We start from the raw sequence: 22676 nt of genomic DNA on the forward strand, positions 1-22676 counted from the left end.
CTGATTCTTTTGTCTGCTGCGCCGTCGTGGCTGGTCGCGCAGTTCCCCGCGCCCCTAAAAACAGCCCCTCCGGCGTTTGAGGAGCGGGGGTCCGGGGGCTGGCCCCCGTGCCGACGGCAGGCTTTCGGGAAGGGGCGGGGCGGGGAGAACAAAGCGCGGAGCGCGATACGGGGGCCGGGGCGGAGCCCCGGGGTCAGTCCAGGCGCAGGCGGGGGCGGGGGGCGTCTGTTCGGCCTGTTTGGGGGCGGCGGCTGCCGGCGCGGTACGGGGCCGGCCACTCCACGCCCGGCCCCGTATAGCCCTGCTCAGCGGCAGCGTGCAACGTCCAGTGCGGGTCGTACAGGTGCGGACGCGCCAACGCGCAGAGATCCGTACGGCCCGCCAGGACAAGGGAGTTGACGTCGTCCCAGGACGAGATCGCCCCCACCGCAATCACCGGCACGCCGGTCTCGTTGCGGATGCGGTCGGCGTACGGCGTCTGGTAGGAGCGCCCGTACGCGGGCTGCTCGTCGGCGACGACCTGACCGGTGGAGACGTCGACCGCGTCCGCGCCGTGGGCGGCGAAGGCGCGGGCGATCGCCACGGCGTCCTCACCCGACGTGCCGCCCTCGGCCCAGTCGGTGGCGGAGATGCGGACGGTCATGGGCCGCTCGTCCGGCCACACCTCCCGTACGGCGTCGAAGACTTCGAGGGGGAAGCGGAGCCGGTTCTCCAGCGTGCCGCCGTACGCGTCCGTGCGCCGGTTGGTGAGCGGGGAGAGGAAGCCGGAGAGCAGATACCCGTGGGCGCAGTGCAGTTCGAGCAGGTCGAAGCCGGCGTCCGCGCCGCGCCGGGCCGCGGCGGCGAACTCCTCGCGGATCAGGGGGAGTTCAGTGACCGCCAGCTCGCGCGGCACCTGGCTGACGCCCGGCTTGTACGGGAGCGGGGACGGGGCGACGAGCGGCCAGTTCCCCTCGTCGAGCGGGTCGTCGATGCCCTCCCACATCAGCTTGGTGGAGCCCTTGCGGCCGCTGTGCCCGAGTTGCAGGCCGATCGCCGTGCCGGGGGCCTGGGTGTGCGTGAAGTCGACGATGCGGCGCCAGGCCTCGGCCTGTCCGTCGGTCCACAGGCCCGCGCAGCCCGGCGTGATGCGGCCCTGCTCGCTGACGCACACCATCTCGGTCATGACGAGCCCGGGACTGCCGAGCGCCCGCGCCCCGAGGTGGACGAGGTGGAAGTCGCCGGGCACGCCGTCCACGGCCGAGTACATGTCCATCGGGGAGACAACGACGCGGTTGCGCAGCTCCAACTCTCGTAGCCGCAGCGGCGTGAACATGGGCGGGGTGCCGGGCGGGCAGCCGAACTCCTCCTCCACCCGGCGCGTGAACTCGGCGTCGCGCAGGCGCAGGTTGTCGTGCGTCACCCGGCGGCTCCGCGTGAGCAGGTTGAAGGCGAACCGCCGCGGCGGCTGGTCGACGTACCGGCCGAGCTCCTCGAACCACTGCAGGCTGGCGCGCGCGGCCCGCTGCGTGGAGGCGACCACGGGGCGCCGCTCGGCCTCGTACGCGGCGAGGGCCTCGGGCAGGGTGGGCTGCTCCTCGACGCAGGCGGCGAGCGCGAGGGCGTCCTCGACGGCGAGTTTGGTGCCGGAGCCGATGGAGAAGTGCGCGGTGTGCGCGGCGTCCCCGAGGAGCACGCAATTGCCGTGCGCCCAGCGGTCGTTGACGACGGTGCGGAACGTGGTCCAGGCGGACTTGTTGGAGCGCAGTGGGCGGCCGTCGAGGGCGTCGGCGAAGAGCTTCGCGCAGCGCTCCACGGACTCGGCCTCGCCGAGCCCGTCGAACCCTGCGGCCCGCCAGACCTCTTCGCGCATCTCGACGATGACGGTGGAGGAACCGGGCCCTCCGGCGGCTGAGCCGGGGTCGGTGGCGGATGCGGCCTCGTACGGGTAGCCGTGCAGCTGCATGACGCCGTGCTCGGTCTCGACGATCTCGAAGCGGAATGCGTCGAAGGCGAAGTCGGCGGCCAGCCAGATGTACCGGCAGCGGTGTTCCTCGATGCGGGGGCGGAACACGTCGGCGTGCGCGGTGCGGGTCGCGCTGTGCACCCCGTCGGCGGCGATGACCAGGTCGTACGTCTCCGAGAGGGCGGCGGCGGGCGGGGCCTCGGCGGCGAAGCGGAGGTCGACGCCGAGCTCGCGGCAGCGGGCGTGCAGGATCTGCAGGAGCCGGCGGCGGCCGAGTGCGGCGAAGCCGTGGCCGCCGGAGGTGTGGCGGCGGCCACGGTGCACGATGTCGATGTCGTCCCAGCGCACGAACTCGGCCTGCAGCGCGGCATACACGGCGGGGTCGGCGTGCTCGATGCCGCCGAGAGTCTCGTCGGAGAGGACGACGCCGAAGCCGAAGGTGTCGTCGGGGGTGTTGCGCTCCCAGAGCGTGATCTCGCGGGCCGGGTCGAAGCGTTTGAGCAGCGCGGCCGCGTAGAGCCCGCCGGGTCCGCCGCCGATCACGGCGACCTTCAGCGGGCGGCCCGCCCCGGTGGTCATCGGCCCTGCCACTTGGGGGCGCGCTTCGCCGTGAACGCGGCGTGGAACTCGGCGTAGTCCGCGCCGTTCATCAGGTGCGCCTGGGTTGCCGCGTCCATCTCGACGGCGGCCGCTAGCGGCATGTCGAGCTCTGCGGTGAGCAGCGCCTTGGTCTGCGCGTACGCGAGGGCGGGGCCTTCGGCGAGGTGGCGGGCGAGTTCCTGGGCGCGCGCGTCGACGCCGCCGTCCTCGGTCAACTCGCTGATCAGGCCGATGCGTTCGGCCTCCGCGGCGCGCACCGTGTCGCCGAGCATCAGCAGCCGCGTGGCGTGCCCGAGGCCGACGACGCGGGGCAGCAGGTAGGCGGCGCCCATGTCGCCGCCGGAGAGGCCGACGCGGGTGAAGAGGAACGCGAAGCGCGCGGTGGGGTCGGCGATGCGGAAGTCGGCGGCCAGGGCGAGGACCGCCCCGGCCCCCGCGGCCACCCCGTGCAGGGCGGCGATCACCGGGAAAGGGCACTCGCGCAGGGCGCGGACGACCTGGCCGGTCATGCGGTTGAAGTCGAGGAGCTGAGAGGTGTCCATGGCGAGGGTGGCGCCGATGATCTCGTCGACGTCGCCGCCGGAGCAGAAGCCGCGCCCCTCCCCCGCGAGCACGAGGGCCCGCACGAACTTCTCCCGGGAGAGCTCGGCGAGCAGATCGCGCAGGTCGGCGTAGGCGCCGAAGGTGAGCGCGTTGAGCTTGTCGGGGCGGGCCAGGGTGACGGTGGCGACACCGCTGTCGTCGGTGGTGAGGCGGATGTGCTGCCACTTCGGGGTGCGTGCTGCGGATCCGGTGAAGGGACTCATCGTGCGCGGCCTCCTTCGGCCGTCGTCGGTCACCGTCGGCCGTCGTCGTCGGTCGGGAGCCTTGCAAGCCTGCACCGAAGTTATCACTCGTACGTGACTGTCGTCACGGGTACGCGATAACGGAGGGGGTGTGCGCCGCCCCGTATGCGGAGGATTCCGCCGAAAGTCCCGCCCCGCTGGGGGCGCAGGCCCCGTACAGACCCGCACAACGCCTCTTCGGGAGCCCGCTTACCATTCATACGGTTGAAAGCAGGACGACCCGCCCTGCCGCCAGCTCGAACGGAACCGCCTTGCACGAGCCACTCGCCCCGACCGCCCCCTCGTGGCGGATATCGCTTCCGCACAGCACAGCAGCTGTGCCCGTGGCTCGCGCCCTGGTCCGCACCGCCCTGGACGAGCTGGACGAGCGGGCCGACTGTGAGACCGCCGAGCTGCTCACGGCCGAGCTGGTCGCGAACGCCGTCGAGCACACGGCGGGCCTGCGCCCGATCGAGCTGGTCGTGGAGCTGCTGCCGACCGGCTGCCAGGTCGAGGTGCACGACTCGGACCCGCGCCCGCCCGGCGGCCTCTCCGGCCCGGCACCCATCGAAGAGCCGGACCCCTGGCAGGAGCACGGGCGCGGCCTGCTCCTGATCCGCACCCTGAGCCGGTCGTGCGGCCACCGCACGACGGACTCGGGGAAGGCGGTCTGGTTCACGGTGGGCACCCGCCTGAGCTGAGCGCCCGGATCAGCCCTTGCGGGTGTTGATCTCTTCGGTGAGCTGCGGGACGACCTCGAAGAGGTCGCCGACCACGCCGTAGTCGACCAGGTCGAAGATCGGGGCCTCGGCGTCCTTGTTGATCGCCACGATCGTCTTCGAGGTCTGCATGCCCGCACGGTGCTGGATCGCACCCGAGATGCCGGACGCGATGTACAGCTGCGGCGAGACCGACTTACCGGTCTGGCCGACCTGGTGCGCGTGCGGGTACCAGCCCGCGTCCACCGCCGCACGCGAGGCCCCGACGGCCGCACCGAGCGAGTCGGCGAGCGCCTCCACCACAGCGAAGTCGCCGTTCACACCCCGGCCTGCCGAGACCACGATCGCGGCCTCGGTCAGCTCCGGACGACCGGAGGACTCGCGGGGCGTGCGAGCCGTCACCTTGGTGCCGGTCGCGCCCGGCGAGAACGACACGGACAGCGCCTCGACCGCACCCGCGGCCGGAGCGGCCTCCACTGCGGCCGAGTTCGGCTTGACCGTGATGACCGGAGTGCCCTGCGTGATACGGGACTTGGTCGTGTACGACGCGGCGAACGCGGACTGCGTCGCGACCGGACCCTCCTCCCCCGCCTCCAGGTCCACGGCATCCGTGATGATGCCGGACTTGATACGGACCGCCAGACGCGCGGCGATCTCCTTGCCCTCCGCGGGCGGGGGAACGAGCACAGCGGCAGGCTGCACAGCCTCGTACGCGGCCTGCAGCGCGTCCACCTTCGGGACCACCAGGTAGTCCGCGAACTCCGGTGCGTCCGCGGTCAGTACGCGCGTCGCACCGTGCTCGGCGAGCTCGGCGGCGGTGTCCGCAGCGCCCGCGCCGAGGGCGACGGCGACCGGCTCGCCGATACGACGGGCCAGCGTCAGCAGCTCAAGGGTGGGCTTGCGGACGGCGCCGTCCACATGGTCGACGTAGACCAGAACTTCAGCCATGAGAATCTCCTCAACTCCCCGCGTTTCAGACGAACTTCTGACCAGCCAGGAACTCGGCCAGCTCCTTGCCGCCCGCCCCCTCGTCCGTCACGACCGTGCCCGCCGTACGAGCCGGACGCTCGGCGGCCTCGTCGACCTTGGTCCAGGCGCCCTCAAGACCGACTTCCTCGGCCTCGATGTCCAGGTCGTCCAGGTCCAGGGACTCCACCGGCTTCTTCTTCGCCGCCATGATCCCCATGAACGACGGGTAGCGGGCCTCGCCCGACTGGTCCGTCACCGACACCACCGCAGGCAGCGACGCCTCCAGCTGCTCGGTGGCCGCATCCCCGTCCCGGCGGCCGCGCACCACCCCGTCCCCGACCGACACCTCGGACAGCAACGTCACCTGCGGAACCCCGAGCCGCTCCGCGAGCAGCGCCGGCACCACACCGGCCGCACCGTCCGTCGACGCCATACCGGCGATGACCAGGTCGTACCCCGTCTTCTCGATCGCCTTCGCCAGCACCAACGACGTACCCATGACATCCGAACCGTGCAGGTCGTCGTCCTCCACATGCACAGCCTTGTCGGCACCCATCGAAAGGGCCTTGCGCAGCGCGTCCTCGGCGTCCTCCGGGCCGACCGTCAGAACGGTCACCTCGGCATCGTCCCGAGCCTCCGCGATCTGCAAGGCCTGCTCGACGGCGTACTCGTCGAGCTCCGACAGCAGACCGTCCACGTCGTCGCGGTCGACGGTCAGGTCATCGGCGAAACGCCGGTCACCCGTGGCGCCGGGCACGTACTTCACACAGACGACGATCCTCAAAGCCATGTCCCTCTCTCGAAGTTGACGGTTCTGTGCGCGCCGCGCACGGTCCACAGCGCCTCGCCGCTCACCGGGTGCGCAGCAGTTGACGGGCCATCACGATTCGCTGGATCTGGTTGGTGCCCTCGTAGATCTGCGTGATCTTCGCGTCGCGCATCATGCGCTCGACGGGAAAGTCCTTCGTGTAGCCGTAGCCGCCGAGCAGTTGCACCGCGTCGGTGGTCACCGCCATGGCGACGTCGGAGGCGAGGCACTTGGCGGCGGCCCCGAAGTACGTCAGGTCGGCGGAGCGCGCGTGGCTGCGGGCCCCGGCCGCGTACACCATCTGCCGCGCCGACTCCACCTTCGTCGCCATGTCGGCGAGCATGAACTGGACGCCCTGGAACTCGGCGACGGCCCGGCCGAACTGCCGCCGCTCCCGCACGTAGTCGACCGCGGCGTCGAGGGCTCCCTGTGCGATGCCCAGGGCCTGAGCGCCGACCGAGACCCGCGTGTGGTCGAGGGTGCCGAGGGCGAGCCGCATCCCCTTGCCCCGCTCGCCGAGCAGGCGGTCGCCCGGAATCCGGCAGTCGTCGAAGTACACCTCGCGGGTGACCGAGCCCTTCAGGCCCATCTTGCGCTCGGGTTCGCCGTAGGAGATGCCGGCGTCGTCGGCGTGCACGACGAACGCCGAGATCCCGCGGGACCCCGCCTCCGGGTCGGTGACCGCGAAGACGATCAGATACCGGGCGACACCGGCCGAGGTGATCCAGGTCTTGACGCCGTCGAGCACCCAGTCGTCGCCGTCGGCCACCGCCCGGCAGCGCATCGCGGCGACGTCGCTGCCCGCCTCCCGCTCGCTGATGGCGTACGCCAACAGCGCCTCACCCGCGGCGACTTCGGGCAGATACCGCTGCCGCTGCTCCGCCGTTCCCGCGAGCAGCAGCGGCACGACGCCGAGCTTGTTGGAGGTCTGGACCGTGGACGACGAGGCGCACACGCGGGCGACCTCCTCGACGGCGATCGCCGCGGCGATGGCGTCCACCCCGTCGCCGCCGTACTCCTCGGGAATGCCGGGCGCGTGCAGCCCGGCGGCCACGAGCGTCGCGTAGTTGTCGTGCGGGAAGCCGCCCCGCTCGTCGACCTCGGCCGCCCGCGGCCCCAGCTCCTTCTCGGCGACGGTGCGGGCCACCGCGCGGAACTCGTCGTACATCGGCGGCAGCAGGTACGGCGTGGACGTCATGGTGTGCTCCTTCTACGGGGTGCGCGTTTCTACGGGGGTACGCGGTGCTGCTCCATTCCGGCGTACGGGGACCCGGCACGCCAACGTGCGCACGCACGAAGCTCCCTGCGATGGTCGTGCGCCCGCACATCGACCGCCCGCTCGGGCCCCGCATACGTTCCGCAGACCGCCATGCGATCCACCGACCGAAAGGCATGAAGCGATGAGCGTTCTCCAGGGCCTGCGCGTGCTCGATCTCAGCCGGGTACTGGCCGGCCCGTACTGCACGGCTCTGCTGGCCGACCTCGGCGCGGACGTGGTCAAGGTCGAGCCGCCCGGCGGTGACGACGCCAGGCACCTCGGGCCGTTCCGCGAGGGCGAGAGCGTCTACTTCGCGCAGCTCAACCGGGGCAAGCGGAGCATCGCCCTTGACCTGAAGAACCCGGACGACCACGCGCTGCTGCTGCGCCTCGCCGAGCGCGCCGACGTCGTCGTCGAGAACTTCCGCCCCGGCGTCGCCCAGCGGCTCGGCATCGACCACCCCACGCTCGCGGCGCTCAACCCGCGCCTGGTGTACGCGAGCATCTCCGGCTTCGGGCAGAGCGGCCCGATGCGGGAGCACCCCGCGTACGACCTGATCGTGCAGGCGATGTCCGGTCTGATGGCGGGCACCGGCACCTGCGACGGGCCGCCCACCAGGGTGGGTGAGTCGGTCGGCGACCTGCTGGCCGGGCTCTTCGCCTCGTGGGCCGTGAACGCTGCGCTGTTCGACCGGGAGCGCAGCGGCCGGGGCCGGTACATCGACGTCGCGATGCTCGATTCCCTGGTGTCCCTGCAGGTGACCGGCATGAGCCTGCTCACCGCCACGGGGCAGCTGCCGGGCCGGGTCGGCAACCGGCATCCGGTCTCCACGCCCTTCGACACGTACCGGACCGCCGACGGGCTCGTGGCCCTGGCTGTGGCGAGCGACGCGGTCTTCGCGCGGTTCGCCGGCCTCGTGGGGCGGCCCGATCTGCCGCACGACCCCAGGTTCTGCGACGACTCCGCCCGCTCGCGCCACGTCGAGCAGGTCCGGGAGATCACCGAGTCCTGGTCGTCCCGCATCACCACGGCGCAGGCTCTGAAGCTCGCGCAGGAGGCGGGCGTGCCGGCCGGTCCGATCTGGGAGCTGACCGACGCGGTACGCAGCGAACAGATCCAACGGCGGGGCCTGGTCGGCGCGTTCGACCACCCGGTGCTCGGCCGCACACCGTTCCTGCGGCAGCCGGCGCACTTCGGTCCCGCCTCCGCAGACCCCGCGGGGTCCGCGCCCGACGAGCCCGCGGCGACGGCTTCGAGCCCCGCCCTGAACGAGCACGCCGACGACGTGGTCGAGCAGTGGCTCTCCGGCGACCGGGGCTGAACCACCCGCGGCCCCCGCGCGGACCACGAACTCCCGCTCCGCAGCAGCCCTTTCCATCACTCATCGTCCGGCTGGCTCCCGTCCCGCCACTCCCCGTCCCGCCACTCCCCGTCCCGCCGACTCCCCGTCCCGCCGACTCCCGTTCCGCCGACTCCCGTTCCGCCACTCCCCGTTCCGAACTTCTCCCGAAGAGGGGCACGCCCATGGCAAGCGTCGTAGAACAGCACTCGATCGACGTGGTTCCCGATGCCGAACGGCACGGCACCGCGTTCAGCCAGTTCACCCTGTGGCTGGGCGCGAACCTCCAGATCACCGCGGTCGTCACGGGCGCCCTCGCGGTCGTCTTCGGCGGCGGGGCCTTCTGGTCGATCGTCGGCCTGCTGGTCGGCAACCTGTTGGGCGGCGCGGTCATGGCGCTGCACTCCGCGCAGGGGCCGCGCCTCGGACTGCCTCAAATGATCTCCAGCCGGGCCCAGTTCGGGGTGCGCGGCGCGGTCGTCCCGCTGGCTCTCGTCATCGTCATGTACGTCGGCTTCTTCGCCAGCGGCAGCGTGCTCGCCGGGCAGGCGGTCGGCGAGCTCACGCATCTCGGCGACACCACGGGCATCATCGTGTTCGCCCTTGCCACCGCGGTCACGGCAGCGGTCGGCTACCGCCTGATCCACACGCTCGGTCGGATCGCCAGCGTCGTCTGCGCCCTCGCCTTCGTCTACCTGGGCATCCGGCTCGTGGAGCGCGCCGACGTCTCCGCCCTGCTCGCCGACCGCGCCTTCGACCTGCCGCTCTTCCTGCTCGCGGTCTCGCTCTCCGCGTCCTGGCAGCTCGCCTTCGGCCCGTACGTCGCGGACTACTCGCGCTATCTGCCGCGTACGACCTCCGGCCGTGCGACGTTCTGGTGGACGCTCGCCGGCTCCGCCCTCGGCTCCCAGTGGTCGATGGCCTTCGGCGCCCTCGCGGCGGCCTCGGCCGGCGGCGCCTTCGTCGACAACCAGGTCGGGTACGTGATCGGCCTGGGCGGCGCGGGGCTCATCGCCTCGTTCCTCTACTTCGTCATCGCCCTCGGCAAGTTGACGATCAATGTGCTCAACACCTACGGCGGCTTCATGTCGTTGGTGACCGGCATCAGCGGATTCCGCGGTCAGCGCACGCTCTCCCCACGCGGCCGCGCCGCCTACATCGCCGGAATCATGATCGCGGGAACCGCGGTCGCCCTCCTCGGCAAGGACAGCTTCCTGTCCTCCTTCAAGGACTTCCTGCTGTTCCTGCTGACGGCGTTCACCCCGTGGTCGGCGATCAACCTCGTCGACTACTACCTCATCGCCAAGGAGCGGTACGACCTGCCGGCCCTGAGCGACCCGCACGGCCGGTACGGGGCGTGGCGCGGGAAGGCCCTCACGGTCTACGGCATCGGCCTCCTCGTCCAACTCCCGTTCCTGGTGACGGGTTTCTACACCGGCCCCCTGGTGGCGCCGCTCGGCGGCACGGACATCTCCTGGATCGTCGGCCTGGGCGTCCCGGCCGCGCTCTACTGGCTGCTGGCCCGCCACGACACCGCCCACGTCCCGGAGCGCACCATCCTCACCGCGGCGGACGCTTCGTAGGACCTACTCGGGGTCGGCGGGTGCGCCGTCGGGGTCCGCCTCCAGTGCTGCGAGCGCCAGCCACAGCTCCATCCGGTCGGCCAGGCGGTCGAGGTCGCGGCCGGTGAGCTGCTCGATCAGGCCAAGGCGGTAGCGCAGGCTGTTGCGGTGGAGGGTCAGTTCGGCGGCGGTCGCGCCGGGCGAGCAGTCGTGGGCGAGGTACGCCCGCAGAGTGGGCACGAGCGCGGCCCGGTGTGCCTCGTCGTGGCGCAGCAGCGGCGCGAGCACGGAGTGCCCCAACTCCCGCAGCGGCAGGTCCAGATTGCCCAGGAGCAGGCCGGCGATGCTGAGCGGCGCCGCCCGGTGCACGCCGGGTCCGGTCCGGGCCGCCTGGCGGGCCTCGAAGTAGCCGAGCCGCAGCCCGGTCACGCCCCGGCGCGGTTCCGCCACGCCGACCCGGACCTGCGGGTCGACGACGCGAAGGTGGTCGGCGACGGTACGGGCGGCGCCCTCGGCGTCGACGCCGTCCGGCACGACGACCATCACGGTGTCCTCGATCAGGGCGGTGGGCAGCCGGTCGCCGGCCCGCTCCAGGAGCGGCTGGAGCGTCCACGGCAAGCTGCGCAGCCGCGCGGGGTCGCCGCCGACCCGTGCGACCACGACCGCGTGCTGCCCTTCCACGGCAAGGCCGTACGCCACGAGCCGACGGCGGGCGTCACCGTCGGAGACCGTACGGTGCAGGACGTCTTCGAGCAGCTGGCCGAGGAGTTCCCGCCGCCCGGTGAGCACAGCCTGGTGACGGGCCACTTCGAGGCCGAGGATGCTGCTGGCGAACGACAGGATGTCCGGCCGCCGCGTGGGGCGCTGGGTGCGCAGCTCGGCGACGGGCACACCGTCCACCGTGATCGGCACGGACGCCCCCGCGGCCTGCGGCGCCCTGCCGTCCGTACCGGCGGCCTCGTCCTCGGGCCAGGTGGACGAGGCGGGGTGCCGTGCCAGGACGCGGCCGCCCGGCTCGACCACGGCGACCGGTCCGGCGCCCGCCTGCCGGTGCAGCTGCCGCAGCAGCCCGCGCAGCCCGCCGCCGGAGAGCAGCTCCCGGACCAGCCGGTCCTGCAGGGTGGCGGCCGACCGCACCGCGTCGTACCGCTCGGCGAAGATCCGGTCGGCGACCCAGCGGCTGATCTGCGCGAAGGGCACTTCGACCGGTGAGCCGACGAGGGCCAGACCGGCCCGGTCCGCGGCCTCGACGACGACGGGCGGCACTTCCTGGTGCACGAGACCGGTGCCGAAGCACAGCGCGGCCACGGGCAGCTCCGCGAGCCGTTCGATGAGCCGGGCCCACTGGGGCTCGTCCCGCTCCAGCATGCCGGTCGTCATCACGAGCTCGTCACCGCGCAGGAACGGCAGCGGGTCGGGCAGCTCCGTCGTGGAGACCCAGGCGATCCGCCGGTCCGCGTCATGGCAGTGGCTGTTCAGGGCGCGGAGCCGCAGGGCGGGCTCGGCGAGCAGATCTGGCACGGAGACGGGCACGCACCGATTCTGCACCAGGGCCCGTCGTTCGGCTCTTGCCGGGTGCGCGGGGCCTGGCACGCACCACGCCCCGCTCTGCTCGACCGAGCGGCACCGTCGACCAGATCCGACCTGATCCGGCCCAACCCGAACGGCCGGACCTAGCCCAGCGTCGCCACCATCACGGCCTTGATGGTGTGCAGCCGGTTCTCCGCCTCGTCGAAGACGATCGAGTGCTCCGACTCGAAGACCTCGTCGGTCACTTCGAGGGCGGTCAGGCCGTGGCTCGCGTAGATGTCCTGGCCGACCTTGGTGCCCAGGTCGTGGAAGGCCGGCAGGCAGTGCAGGAACTTCACGTCCGCGTTGCCGGTGGCGCGCAGCACGTCCATCGTGACCGCGTACGGGCCGAGGGCCTTGATCCGCTCGTCCCAGACGCTCTTGGGCTCGCCCATGGAGACCCAGACGTCGGTGGCGACGAAGTCGGCCCCGCGCACGCCCTCCGCGACGTCCTCGGTGAGCGTGATCTTCGCGCCGCTCTGCTCGGCGAGGCGCTTGGCCTGCTCGACGATCTCGGCGGACGGCCAGTACGCCTCGGGCGCGACGATCCGTACGTCCATGCCGAGCAGGGCGCCGGTGACCAGGTACGAGTTGCCCATGTTGAAGCGGGCGTCGCCGAGGTAGGCGAAGGTCAGGCCGTCGACCGGCTTGCTGCTGTGCTCGGTCATCGTGAGGACGTCGGCGAGCATCTGCGTGGGGTGCCACTCGTCGGTGAGGCCGTTCCACACCGGCACGCCGGAGAACTCGGCGAGCTCCTCGACGGAGGACTGGGCGTCGCCGCGGTACTCGATGCCGTCGAACATCCGGCCCAGGACGCGCGCGGTGTCCCGGACCGACTCCTTGTGCCCGATCTGCGAGCCGGAGGGGTCGAGGTACGTCGTGGACGCGCCCTGGTCGGCGGCGGCGACCTCGAACGCGCAGCGCGTACGGGTCGAGGTCTTCTCGAAGATCAGGGCGATGTTCCTGCCCTTGAGCCGCTGCTCCTCGGTCCCGGCCTTCTTGGCCGCCTTCAGCTCCGCCGCGAGCTCGATCAGGCCGCGGAACTCCTCGGCGGTGAAGTCCAGCTCCTTGAGGAAGGGGCGGCCGGTGAGTACGGGGGCCATGGGCGCTCCTGACGGGTCGAGGGCGGAGTACGACTGATCAATTTCTGGAAGTCTATACGATGCTCAGAATTATTATTCAGCCCCACCCTTGCTTATGCGTAAGCCCTGCTGATGCGTCCCTCTACACCGCGTCCCGCTCCACCGGGCAGCTCATGCAGCGCGGACCGCCCCGCCCCCGGCCCAGTTCACTGCCGCGGATCTCGATGACCTCGATGCCCTCCTTGCGCAGATGCGTGTTGGTGGTCGCGTTCCGCTCGTACGCCACGACCACGCCCGGCTCGACCGCGAGCACGTTGCAGCCGTCGTCCCACTGCTCCCGCTCGGCCGCGTGCACGTCCTGCACGGCGGTGAGGACCCGGATGCCGTCGAGGCCGAGGGCCGCCGCGATGGCGTGGTGCATGTGCTCCGGCGGATGGTCGGTGACCTTCAACTCCCGTTCCCCGTGGCCCGCTTCGATGGTGTACGAGCGGAGCATGCCGAGCCCGGCGTACTGCGTGAACGTGTCCCCGTCGACCATCGTCATCACCGTGTCCAGGTGCATGAACGCCCGCCGCTTCGGCATGTCCAGGGCCACGATCGTGGTGGCGCTGCCCGCCGCGAACAGCTTGTGCGCGAGCATCTCGACGGCCTGCGGCGTGGTCCGCTCGCTCATCCCGATCAGCACCGCGCCCCGCCCGATGACCAGGACGTCCCCGCCCTCGATCGTCGACGGGTAGTCGCTCTGCCCCTCCGACCAGTGGTGGAACGCCCCGGCCTCGGGGCTCGTGAACAGCGGGTGGTGCCGGTAGATCGCCTCGAAGTGCACGGTCTCGCGCTGCCGCGCCGGCCAGCGCATCGCGTTGATCGACACCCCGTCGTAGATCCATGCGGAGGTGTCCCGGGTGAACAGGTGGTTGGGCAGCGGCTTCAGGAGGAAGTCGTCGAGGTCCATGGCGTGGAACCGCACCGACGTCGGCTCCGGGTTCCGCTCCAGGAACTCCCGCTTCGTCATCCCACCGATCAGCGCCTCCTCCAGGTCGCCGAGCGGCATCGCCTCGAAGGCCTCCCGCAGCGGGTCGGTGGCCAGCGGCCCGTACTCCTTCTCCTCGAAGACCCGGTCCAGTACGAGGGACTTGGCGGCCGGCACCTCCAGGGTCTCGCGCAGCAGATCGCCGAAGAGGTGCACCTCGACGCCGCGTTCGCGCAGCACGTCCGCGAAGCCGTCGTGCTCCTGGCGGGCGCGCCGCACCCACAGCACGTCGTCGAAGAGCAGGGCGTCCTTGTTGCTCGGCGTGAGGCGCTTCAGCTCCAGATCGGGCCGGTGCAGGATGACGCGGCGCAGCCGCCCGGTCTCGGAATCGACATGGAATCCCATGCGCCTATCCTGGCCCGCCGCCGCCCGCTTCACCCGCCGAAACCGGCCGTTGCCGGGTGCCTGCCAGGCCCTTGTGGTTCAAGGGCCTGGCCTGCCCGACCTGTTCGTCGGCGACTGCGGCGTAGGGGCGGGTGCGCGGTGGCGGTGGGCGGTGGCCGAGCTCTGGGGTTACTCGTCCATGTAACCGTCGCCGTCTTCAGCCGCCTCGCGCGTGCGGGCGTCGATCGTCCCGTCCTCGTCCGTGTCGAGCACCGCCGCATCGAGCACCGACGCATCGAGCACCGCCGTGTCCAACTCGCCGTCCCCGTCGGCGTTCCCGCCCAGAGGGGCGAGCCCGGCGGTGGGTGCGCCGCTGCTGTCCCCGGCCGGGACTACGCCCCGTTCGTGCTCGCCCCCGGCCGTGAGGCGGTCGCCATCACCGTCGGAGTCGTACTGCGGGGCGGCGACCGAGCCGATGCCTCCCGTCACCAGGAGTGCGACCGCTGCCGCGCGTGCCACTGCGTGCCTCATGCGTTCCCCCTTCTCGGCCTTCTCGTCGCTGACCGCTGTACGGACGATGGCCGCCGGCCCGCGGGCCCGCCCAGCTCTTTCGGTGCTCCCCGAAACAGCGGGCGGGCCGGTGCCGGGCCGGCTCGGTGGGCGGGCGGGCCGGCTCAGACCACCGCGCCCGAGTTCTTTCTGCGGGCCTCCAGCGGGCCGCCCGCCCGTCGCCGGTCCTTGCCGGGGCGCGCGGGGCGCTTCGGCTCGGCGGGCCACCGCTGTTCCAGGCTCACCGCGAGCGGCACCGCCGTACCGACCGTCGAGGCCATGCCGACGAGGACGCCCGCGATCAGGGCGACGGAGAAGTCCGCGAGCGAGTCGCCGCCGAGGACCGCGAGCGCGGCGAGGACGAACAGCGCGCCCATGCCGGTGTTCACGGTGCGCGGCAGAGTCTGCACCACGGCCGTGTTGGCGGTGTCGACCAGGGTCGTGCGCGGATCTCGGCGGCGCCCCTCGCGCACCCGGTCGAAGACCACCACGGTGTCGTTGACGGAGTAGCCGATCACCGTGAGCAGGGCCGCGAGGAACACGCTGTCCACCGGCTTGCCCAGCCACGCGAACAGGCCCACCACGAGCAGCACGTCGTGCACCATCGCCGCGACCGCGGCCGCCGCGAAGGTCCAGCGGAACCGCACGCTGAGGTACAGGAGTTGGGCCGCGACGGCCACGCCGAGCGCGATCAGGGCCTTCTGCCGCAGCTCGTCGCCGAGGCTCGGGCCGATCAACTCGTCCCGCTCCACGGTCACTTCGCCGCCGGGACGCTCCAGGGCCTCCTTGATGGTGTGCTGCTGGTCGTTGCTGAGGCGTTCCGTGCGCACCGAGATGTCGCCGTCGCCCGACTCCTGGACGACGGCGCGCGGGAACCCGGCGTCCGCGACGGCCTCACGCGCGGTGTCCACCGGCACGGGCTTGCTGGTGCTGTACTCGACGAGGCGGCCCCCGGTGAACTCCACGCCGAAGTCGAGGCCGCGCAGCGCGATGCCCGCGATCGCGACGGTGACGAGCAGGGCACTGGCGCCGAGCCAGCGCCGCCGGTGGTGCACCAGGCGCGGGTCCCGTTTGGCGAGCCAGGCCCGCACCCGGCCCGTGGACGTGATCCCGGTGAGCGCGGGCCGTTTGCGGACGAAGCCGCGGGAGACCGCGAAGTCGGCCAGGACGCGCGTGATGACGAGAGCCGAGACCATGGAGGCGAGCACACCGATGGAGAGCGTCACGCCGAAGCCCTTGACCGGGCCGACGGCGAAGAAGAACAGCAGCCCCGCGGCGAGCAGCGTCGTCACGTTGGAGTCGACGACCGCGCTCCACGCCTTCGCGAACCCGGTGGTCAGCGGCTTGTCGAGACGGCCGACGGAACTCTTCGCGCGAGCCCCCAGATACTCCTCGCGGGCCCGCTCGAACACCAGGACGTTGGCGTCCACCGCCATGCCGACGGCCAGCACGAACCCGGCGAGTCCGGGCAGCGTCAGCGTCGCGCCGAGGGCGACGAGCGCCGCGTACGAGATGAGTCCGTAGAGGGCGAGGGCGAGGGTGGCGAGGAAGCCGAGCAGGCGGTAGACCACGACGATGAACAGGCCGGTGAGGGCGAGGCCGATGAGGGCGGCCTGGGCGCTCGCGGCGATGGCGTCGGCGCCGAGCGTCGGGCCGACGGTGCGCTGCTCGACGACCTCGACGGGAACCGGCAGGGCGCCGCCCTTGACGAGCGCGGCGAGCTCTTCGGCCTCGGCCTGCTGGAAGCTGCCGGTGATCTGGGTGCTGCCGCCGGTGATGCCGACGCGGCAGGCCACGTCCGGGTTGACGCTGGGCGCCGAGATGACCCGGCCGTCGAGCACGATGGCGACGCGGCGCTGCGGATCGCCCTGCGGCGCGCAGGCCGCCTGCCCGGTGACGCGGGCCCAGTCCTCGCCCGCCGCCTTGCGGAACTTGAGGTTCACCACCCAGCCGGCCATGTTCTGCTGATCGAGGACCGCCTCCGCGTCCCGCACACCGTCACCGGTCAGCGCGGCCTTGCCGAGCTGCAGATACGCGCCCTTCTGATCGGGGTCGGGAAGGGTGCGGGGCTCGCCCGCGGGCTGCTCCGCGCCGTCCGGCTGCGGCTTCGGCTTCGTGCCGGTGGTTCCGCTCACCGGGTGCACGGTGAGCTGCGCGGTGCGGCCGATGACCTCGGCGGCCTCGCGCGGGTCCTGGACGCCGGGCAGTTCGACGATGATGCGGTCGTCGCCGGAGCGGGTCAGGCTCGGCTCGGCCACGCCCAGGGCGTCGACGCGCTGCCGCAGCACTTCGAGGGCGCGCTGCGTCGACTCGGCGTCGGCGCGGGTCGTGGGCGAGTCCTCGGTCTGGAGGACGATCTGGGTGCCGCCGCGCAGGTCGAGGCCTAGGCGGGCGGACTGGGTGAGGGCGAAGAAGAGCGAGGCGGCGATCACGCAGAGCGCGACGACCGCCCGCCACAGGGGCGCGCGAGACATGGTTCTCCCGAGGAGGGGTGCTCGATGAGCGGGCACGGACAGCCGGAACCGGCGCCCTGACCCGCACCGCCTCGGCGGCAACGGTCAGGCGGCGACCGGCAGTTGAGGTCTCTCCCGACCGCTCGGCGGCCCGCGCGGCTGCGGCACGGCGAGGTCCCGGCCGTTCGGCGGGCCGTCCCCGCCGGTGCGCGCCCGCGGCCCGCCGTGCGCCCTGCGCCCCGCCGCCTCACCGGCGCCTGCCGAGAAGAACGGGGGCGGGGGTGTGGTCTCCGGGTGCGAGCCGATCTGTCCGTACGACGCGTGCGCGCCGCTCTTGCCGCCGTGGCCGAACTGCACCCCGGCCGAGCCGTGCGTGAACTGGGTCGCGCCGCCCGCGCGATGCGACTGGACCTCGGCCGCCACGCTGGACGTGGGCAGCAGCAGGAACGCGACGGCCGCGAGGAGGGCGGAGAGGGCGGTGGTGAGGGGACGGCGCTGCGCCGTCACCCGCACGTACTGGTCACGCACGTCTGCCCTCCCCCTCCCGGGTCCCGTCGATCTCCCCTCACAACGCGGCCGGGCCCGGAGGCGTTCCCGCCGCCCCCGGACCCACACGAACGAGTGAACGAAGCCCCCGCCACGGCCCCCGCCAGGGCATCCGCCACAGCCTCGGGCACCCGCTACAACCGCGGGTCCACCGGCTCCGATTCGAGTGCGAGGACCGCGAAGACCGCCTCGTGCACGCGCCACAGCGGCTCGCCGTCCGCGAGCCGGTCCAGGGCCTCCAGGCCGAGCCCGTACTCGCGGATCGCCAGGGACCGCTTGTGGCCGAGGGAGCGGCTGCGCAGGCGCTCCAGGTTGTCCGGGCGGGTGTACTCGGGGCCGTAGATGATCCGCAGGTACTCGCGGCCGCGGCACTTGATCCCGGGCTGGACGAGGCGGCCCTTGCCGTCGCGGGCGAGGGCGCGGGCCGGCTTGACGACCATGCCCTCGCCGCCGCGCCCGGTCATCTCCAGCCACCAGTCGACGCCCGCCTGCACGGACGCCGGGTCGCCGGTGTCCACGTAGAGGCGTCGGGTGGTCTGCAGCAGGCCGGCGGTGTCGTGCTCCACCATGCGGTCCAGGTAGGCGAGTTGCTCGTCGTGGCCGAGGCCCGCCAGGCTGCGGCCCTGCACGGCGAGGATCTGGAACGGGGCGAGCCGCACGCCGTCCAGGCCCTCGGTGCTCCAGCAGTAGCGGCGGTAGGCCTGCGTGAACGCCTCCGCGTCGGCGGCCCGCTCGCGCTGCCGTTCCAGCAGGTCGCCGGTGTCGACGCCGCGCGCCGAGGCCGCTTCGAGCGCGGCGAGCGCGCCCGGGAACACCGCCCCGGCGGCCGCGCCCACCGCCGCGTACTGGCTGCGCAGCAGGCCGCCGGCCTTGAGCGACCAGGGCAGCAGCTCGGCGTCCAACAGGAGCCAGTTGGTGTCGAGTTCGGCCCAGAGGCCCGCCTCCGACACGGCCGCGCGGACCCGGCGCAGGACCTCCTCGGTGACCGCGTGGTCGTCGAAGAACGGCCGGCCGGTGCGGGTGCAGAGGGAGCCGGTGACGCCCTCGACGCCGAAGCGCTCCCGCGCGGCCTCCTCGTCCCGGCACACCAGGGCGACGGCCCGCGAGCCCATGTGCTTCTCCTCGCACACGACCCGCTCCACGCCGTCCGCCGCGTACTGCGCGAACGCCTCCGCCGGGTGCTCCAGGTAGCCGTCCACCCGCGAGGTGGCCGTCGGCGCCATGGTCGGCGGCAGGTACGGAAGCAGCCGCGGGTCGACCGCGAAGCGGCTCATGACCTCCAGGGCCGCGGCCGCGTTCTCCTCGCGCACCGTGACCCGGCCGACCGTCCTGGTCTCCACGCTGCGGCGGCCGTACACATCGGCCAGGTCGAGGGGGCGCCCCTCGTGCCCGCCGGGCGCTTCCGTCGCGAGCGGCTTGGCCGGTTCGTACCAGACCTGCTCGGCCGGTACGTCGACGAGTTCGCGCTCCGGCCAGCGCAGCGCGGTCATCTTGCCGCCGAACACCACACCGGTGTCGAGGCAGATGGTGTTGTTCAGCCAGGTGGCGTTGGGCACCGGGGTGTGGCCGTACACCACAGCCGCGCGGCCCCGGTACTCCTCGGCCCACGGGTAGCGCACGGGCAGGCCGAACTCGTCGGTCTCGCCGGTGGTGTCGCCGTACAGGGCGTGCGAGCGGACGCGGCCCGAAGTGCGGCCGTGGTACTTCTCGGGCAGGCCGGCGTGGCAGACGACGAGCTTGCCCTCGTCGAGGACGTAGTGGCTGACCAGGCCGTCGATGAACTCCCGCACCTCCGCGCGGAATTCCTCGCTCTCGGCGTCCATCTGCGCGATCGTCTCGGCGAGGCCGTGGGTGTGCTGGACGTTGCGGCCCTTCAGATGGCGGCCGAACTTGTTCTCGTGGTTGCCGGGCACGCACAGCGCGTTGCCGGACTTCACCATCGACATGACGCGGCGCAGGACGCCCGGACTGTCCGGCCCGCGGTCCACGAGGTCGCCGACGAACACGGCCGTACGGCCCTCGGGGTGCGCGCCGTCCACATAGCCGAGCTTGCCGAGCAGGGTGTCGAGCTCGGAGCGGCAGCCGTGGATGTCGCCGATGATGTCGAAGGGGCCGGTGAGGTGGCTGAGGTCGTTGTACCGCTTTTCCAGGCGGATCACGGCGTTCTCGACCTCGTCGACACCGCGCAGCACGTGCACCTTGCGGAAGCCCTCGCGCTCCAAGTGCTTGAGCGAGCGCCGGAGTTCACGGGTGTGGCGCTGCACCACGCGGCGCGGCATGTCGGCCCGGTCGGCGCGCGCGGCGTTGCGCTGCGCGCAGACCTCCTCGGGCACGTCGAGGACGATCGCGATGGGCAGGACGTCGTGCTGCCGAGCCAGCTGGACGAGCTGCTTACGGCTCTCCTGCTGCACGTTGGTGGCGTCCACGACGGTGAGCCGGCCGGCGGCGAGCCGCTTGCCCGCGATGTAGTGCAGGACGTCGAAGGCGTCCCGGCTGGCGCCCTGGTCGTTCTCGTCGTCGGAGACGAGGCCGCGGCAGAAGTCGCTGGAGATGACCTCGGTGGGCTTGAAGTGCCGGCGCGCGAAGGAGGACTTGCCGGAGCCGGACGCGCCCACGAGGACGACCAGGGACAGGTCGGTGACGGCCAGTTCACGGGACGCGGCGGCGGCCGCGGCGGCGGAGTCGGACACAGTGCTCATGCGGCCTTCGCTCCCTTCGGGTTCGCGGTGCTGTTGGCGGTGCTGTTCTCGTTGCCGCTCTCGTTGCTGTTCTCGTTGCTCGTACGGAGGGTGAAGACGGCCATCTGCGTGGGCGGCCCGACCTCCGGGTCGTCGGGGCCGACGGGCGTGAACTCCACGTCGTAGCCGTGCCGTTCGGCGACGGCGTGCGCCCAGGCGCGGAACTCCTCGCGGTTCCACTCGAAGCGGTGGTCGCCGTGCCGGGTGTGCCCGGCAGGCAGGGTCTCCCAGCGGACGTTGTACTCGACGTTCGGCGTGGTCACGAGGACGGCGCCGGGCCGCGCCGAGCCGAACACGGCGTACTCGACCGCGGGCAGCCGCTCCAGGTCGACGTGCTCGATGACCTCGCTGAGCACGGCCGCGTCGTACCCCTTGAGCCGCTTGTCGGTGTACGCGAGCGAGCCCTGCAGGAGCGTGACGCGCGCGGCCTGCCGCTCGCCCATGCGCTCCAGGCCGAGCCGACGGGAGGCGACGGTCAGGGCCCGCATCGACACGTCGACGCCGACGACCTCGGTGAACGTCACGTCCTTGAGGAGCGCCTGCACCAACTGGCCCTGGCCGCAGCCGAGGTCGAGCACGCGGTGCGCCCCGGAGGCGTGCAGCGCGGCGAGGATCGCGTCGCGCCGCTGCACGGCGAGCGGCACGGGCTTCTCCTCGGTGTCGGCGTCCTCGTCGACGGCGTTGTCGAGCTCCTCGACGGCCACGTCGTCGGCGTCGGCGAGCCGGGCCAGTTCGAGCCGCTCGTTCGCCTCCCGGGCCAGGGAGCGGCGGCCCGCGAGGTAGCGGTCGACGATGAGCCGCTGCTCGGGGTGGTCGGCGAGCCAGCCCTCGCCGACGCGAAGGAGCTTGTCGACCTCGTCGGGCGCGACCCAGTAGTGCTTGGTGTCGTCGAGCACGGGCAGCAGCACGTACAACTGCCGCAGCGCCTCGGCGAGTTGGGCCTCCCCTTCGAGTACGAGCCGTACGTACCGCGAGTCGCCCCACTCCGGGAACTGCTCGTCGAGGGCGACCGGTTCGGCGGTGACCGTCCAGCCGAGCGGGCCGAACAGCTTCTGCACGAGTGCGGCGCCGCCGCGCGCGGGCAGCACCGGCACCTCGACGCGCAGCGGCAGCGACCGGTCGACGAGCTCGGGCCGGGCCGCGCAGGACCGGTTGAGGGCGCTCTTGAACACGGCGCTCAGGGCGACGGCGAGCAGCGAGGAGGCGGCGTACGGCCGGTCGTTGACGTACTGCGCGAGTGCCGCGTCCGGCGCGCCGCCGCGCCCCTTGCCCTTGCCGCGCCGCACCAGCGCCACGGGGTCCACCTCCAGGAGCAGCGCCGCCGTGCAGCGCTCCGCGCTCGCCTCCGGGTAGAAGACGTGCGCCCGCCCGTGCGAGGTGGAGAACGCCTGCGCCTTCTCCGGATGCTTGTGGAGCAGGAACCCGAGGTCGGTGGCGGGGCGGTCGGGGGTGCCGGTGGTGGTGATCGTCAGGAACACGGTGGGCCTCGAAACACGGTCTGAGCTGCGCACGCGGGTGCGAACACAGCTGCGAACGCCCTCAAGGTACCCGGAAGATCAACCGAGGAGGCAGGGGTTTTCGGGCCCCTCCGCCTCCCCCTCGAACCCTGAGGCATGCCCCCCCCTGAGACATGACCGCTGAGACATGACCGCTGAGACATGACCGCTAAGGCGCGAGCCCCCGGCAGTGCGCGAGGAACCCCGCGAGCGTCAGGTCGAAGGCGCGGTCGGCGCGGGCCGGGCCCGTGGCCTTCTGGGCGGAGGCCAGGCGCGGGGCGGCCGACTCGTCCTCGACGACCCACATCACCTCGGGCGCCGACATGTCCAGGGCCGAGCCGAGGACGAGGTTGTCGAGCCCGGTGATGATCGGCATGACGTCGTCCTCGGCGAAGCCCGCGTCCACGAGGAGCCCGGCGACCTGCTCGTACTGCCCGATCACGCGCGGCGCGCGCACCGGCGACGTCATCAGGATGGAGATGGCCCGCGGGTGGGCGGCGAAGGCCGCCCGGTATGCGCGAGCCCAGGCCTCCAGGGCGGTGTCCCAGGGGCGCAGGTCGAGGGTGGCGGGGTCGAGCTTGTCGACCACCCGCTCGCGGACCAGCTCGACGACCCCGGCCCGGCCGTCCACGTGGTGATACACCGACGCCGTCTGCACACCGAGCCTGCGGGCCACCTCCGGGACGGTGAAGTCGCCCTTCTCGTCGATGAGTTGGAGGGCCGTCGCACCGATGCGCGCCCGGTCGAGCAGGGCCTTCCGCGGCCGCCCCATGTGTTTTCTCCCGTCGCGAGGTCTTCCCGAATCGTACGGCCGCCCTCTACATTGCCTAAACCGAAACGGTTTAGGTTTCGGCGGTTCCGCCCG

The 22676-nt window shown here is 72.3% G+C and carries 17 protein-coding genes; 3 read left to right on the top strand and 14 right to left on the bottom strand.

Annotated elements, in window-relative coordinates:
* Positions 1-193: 193 nt before the first annotated feature.
* Positions 194-2524 (bottom strand): bifunctional salicylyl-CoA 5-hydroxylase/oxidoreductase, encoded by a 2331-nt coding sequence (locus QIS96_RS00830; RefSeq protein WP_282540339.1) that lies wholly within the window; start codon positions 2522-2524, stop codon positions 194-196.
* Positions 2521-3351 (bottom strand): enoyl-CoA hydratase family protein, encoded by an 831-nt coding sequence (locus tag QIS96_RS00835; protein ID WP_282540340.1) that lies wholly within the window; start codon positions 3349-3351, stop codon positions 2521-2523. The genes QIS96_RS00830 and QIS96_RS00835 overlap by 4 nt, the downstream gene beginning before the upstream one ends.
* Positions 3352-3641: 290 nt before the next feature.
* Here QIS96_RS00835 and QIS96_RS00840 point away from each other — a divergent pair, with 290 nt between their 5' ends.
* Positions 3642-4070, top strand: a complete 429-nt coding sequence (locus QIS96_RS00840; RefSeq protein WP_282540341.1) for an ATP-binding protein — start codon at positions 3642-3644, stop codon at positions 4068-4070.
* Positions 4071-4079: 9 nt separating this feature from the next.
* Here the strand turns inward: QIS96_RS00840 and QIS96_RS00845 are convergent, their stop codons facing one another.
* The 3 genes from QIS96_RS00845 to QIS96_RS00855 all read right to left on the bottom strand — a co-directional run bounded on the left by QIS96_RS00845 (position 4080) and on the right by QIS96_RS00855 (position 7063).
* Entirely contained in the window at positions 4080-5036 is a 957-nt protein-coding gene (locus QIS96_RS00845; protein WP_282540342.1) for an electron transfer flavoprotein subunit alpha/FixB family protein, read from the bottom strand.
* 25 nt (positions 5037-5061) lie between these two features.
* On the bottom strand, positions 5062-5847 hold the full coding sequence (locus QIS96_RS00850) for an electron transfer flavoprotein subunit beta/FixA family protein (protein ID WP_282540343.1): 786 nt from the start codon (positions 5845-5847) through the stop codon (positions 5062-5064).
* Between the two features lie 61 nt (positions 5848-5908).
* A complete protein-coding gene (locus QIS96_RS00855; protein ID WP_282540344.1) occupies positions 5909-7063 on the bottom strand; it encodes an acyl-CoA dehydrogenase family protein in 1155 nt (384 codons plus the stop codon).
* Between the two features lie 202 nt (positions 7064-7265).
* Between QIS96_RS00855 and QIS96_RS00860 the strand changes: the two genes are divergently transcribed.
* Together QIS96_RS00860 and QIS96_RS00865 are read left to right on the top strand one after the other, a co-directional pair.
* Positions 7266-8444, top strand: a complete 1179-nt coding sequence (locus QIS96_RS00860; protein WP_282540345.1) for a CaiB/BaiF CoA transferase family protein — start codon at positions 7266-7268, stop codon at positions 8442-8444.
* Positions 8445-8647: 203 nt separating this feature from the next.
* Positions 8648-10045 (top strand): purine-cytosine permease family protein, encoded by a 1398-nt coding sequence (locus QIS96_RS00865; RefSeq protein ID WP_282540346.1) that lies wholly within the window; start codon positions 8648-8650, stop codon positions 10043-10045.
* A gap of 3 nt (positions 10046-10048) precedes the next feature.
* Here the strand turns inward: QIS96_RS00865 and QIS96_RS00870 are convergent, their stop codons facing one another.
* The 9 genes from QIS96_RS00870 to QIS96_RS00910 form a co-directional block, all read right to left on the bottom strand.
* Positions 10049-11557, bottom strand: coding sequence for a PucR family transcriptional regulator (locus QIS96_RS00870; RefSeq protein ID WP_282540347.1), 1509 nt, complete (start codon positions 11555-11557; stop codon positions 10049-10051).
* A gap of 140 nt (positions 11558-11697) precedes the next feature.
* On the bottom strand, positions 11698-12696 hold the full coding sequence (gene argF, locus QIS96_RS00875; protein ID WP_282540348.1) for an ornithine carbamoyltransferase: 999 nt from the start codon (positions 12694-12696) through the stop codon (positions 11698-11700).
* A 121-nt stretch (positions 12697-12817) separates the two neighbouring features.
* Entirely contained in the window at positions 12818-14050 is a 1233-nt protein-coding gene (locus tag QIS96_RS00880; RefSeq protein WP_282540349.1) for an arginine deiminase, read from the bottom strand.
* Between the two features lie 168 nt (positions 14051-14218).
* The gene (locus tag QIS96_RS00885) at positions 14219-14560 is read right to left on the bottom strand and encodes a hypothetical protein (RefSeq protein ID WP_282540350.1); all 342 of its coding nucleotides are present in this window, start codon (positions 14558-14560) and stop codon (positions 14219-14221) included.
* A 143-nt stretch (positions 14561-14703) separates the two neighbouring features.
* Positions 14704-17052, bottom strand: coding sequence for a protein translocase subunit SecD (gene secD / locus QIS96_RS00890; protein WP_282540351.1), 2349 nt, complete (start codon positions 17050-17052; stop codon positions 14704-14706).
* An 84-nt stretch (positions 17053-17136) separates the two neighbouring features.
* Positions 17137-17559 carry a hypothetical protein gene (locus tag QIS96_RS00895; protein ID WP_282540352.1) on the bottom strand — a complete coding sequence of 141 codons (423 nt, stop codon included), beginning with the start codon at positions 17557-17559 and terminating at the stop codon, positions 17137-17139.
* Between the two features lie 152 nt (positions 17560-17711).
* The gene (locus QIS96_RS00900; protein ID WP_282540353.1) at positions 17712-20276 is read right to left on the bottom strand and encodes a polynucleotide kinase-phosphatase; all 2565 of its coding nucleotides are present in this window, start codon (positions 20274-20276) and stop codon (positions 17712-17714) included.
* The gene (locus QIS96_RS00905; RefSeq protein WP_282540354.1) at positions 20273-21793 is read right to left on the bottom strand and encodes a 3' terminal RNA ribose 2'-O-methyltransferase Hen1; all 1521 of its coding nucleotides are present in this window, start codon (positions 21791-21793) and stop codon (positions 20273-20275) included. Before QIS96_RS00905 ends, QIS96_RS00900 begins: the two co-directional genes overlap by 4 nt.
* A gap of 187 nt (positions 21794-21980) precedes the next feature.
* Complete coding sequence (locus tag QIS96_RS00910; protein ID WP_282540355.1) at positions 21981-22583, bottom strand: TetR/AcrR family transcriptional regulator; 603 nt, start codon at positions 22581-22583, stop codon at positions 21981-21983.
* Positions 22584-22676 lie beyond the last annotated feature (93 nt).

Source organism: Streptomyces cavernicola, assembly GCF_029968035.1.
Taxonomy (GTDB): Bacteria; Actinomycetota; Actinomycetes; order Streptomycetales; family Streptomycetaceae; genus Streptomyces; species Streptomyces cavernicola.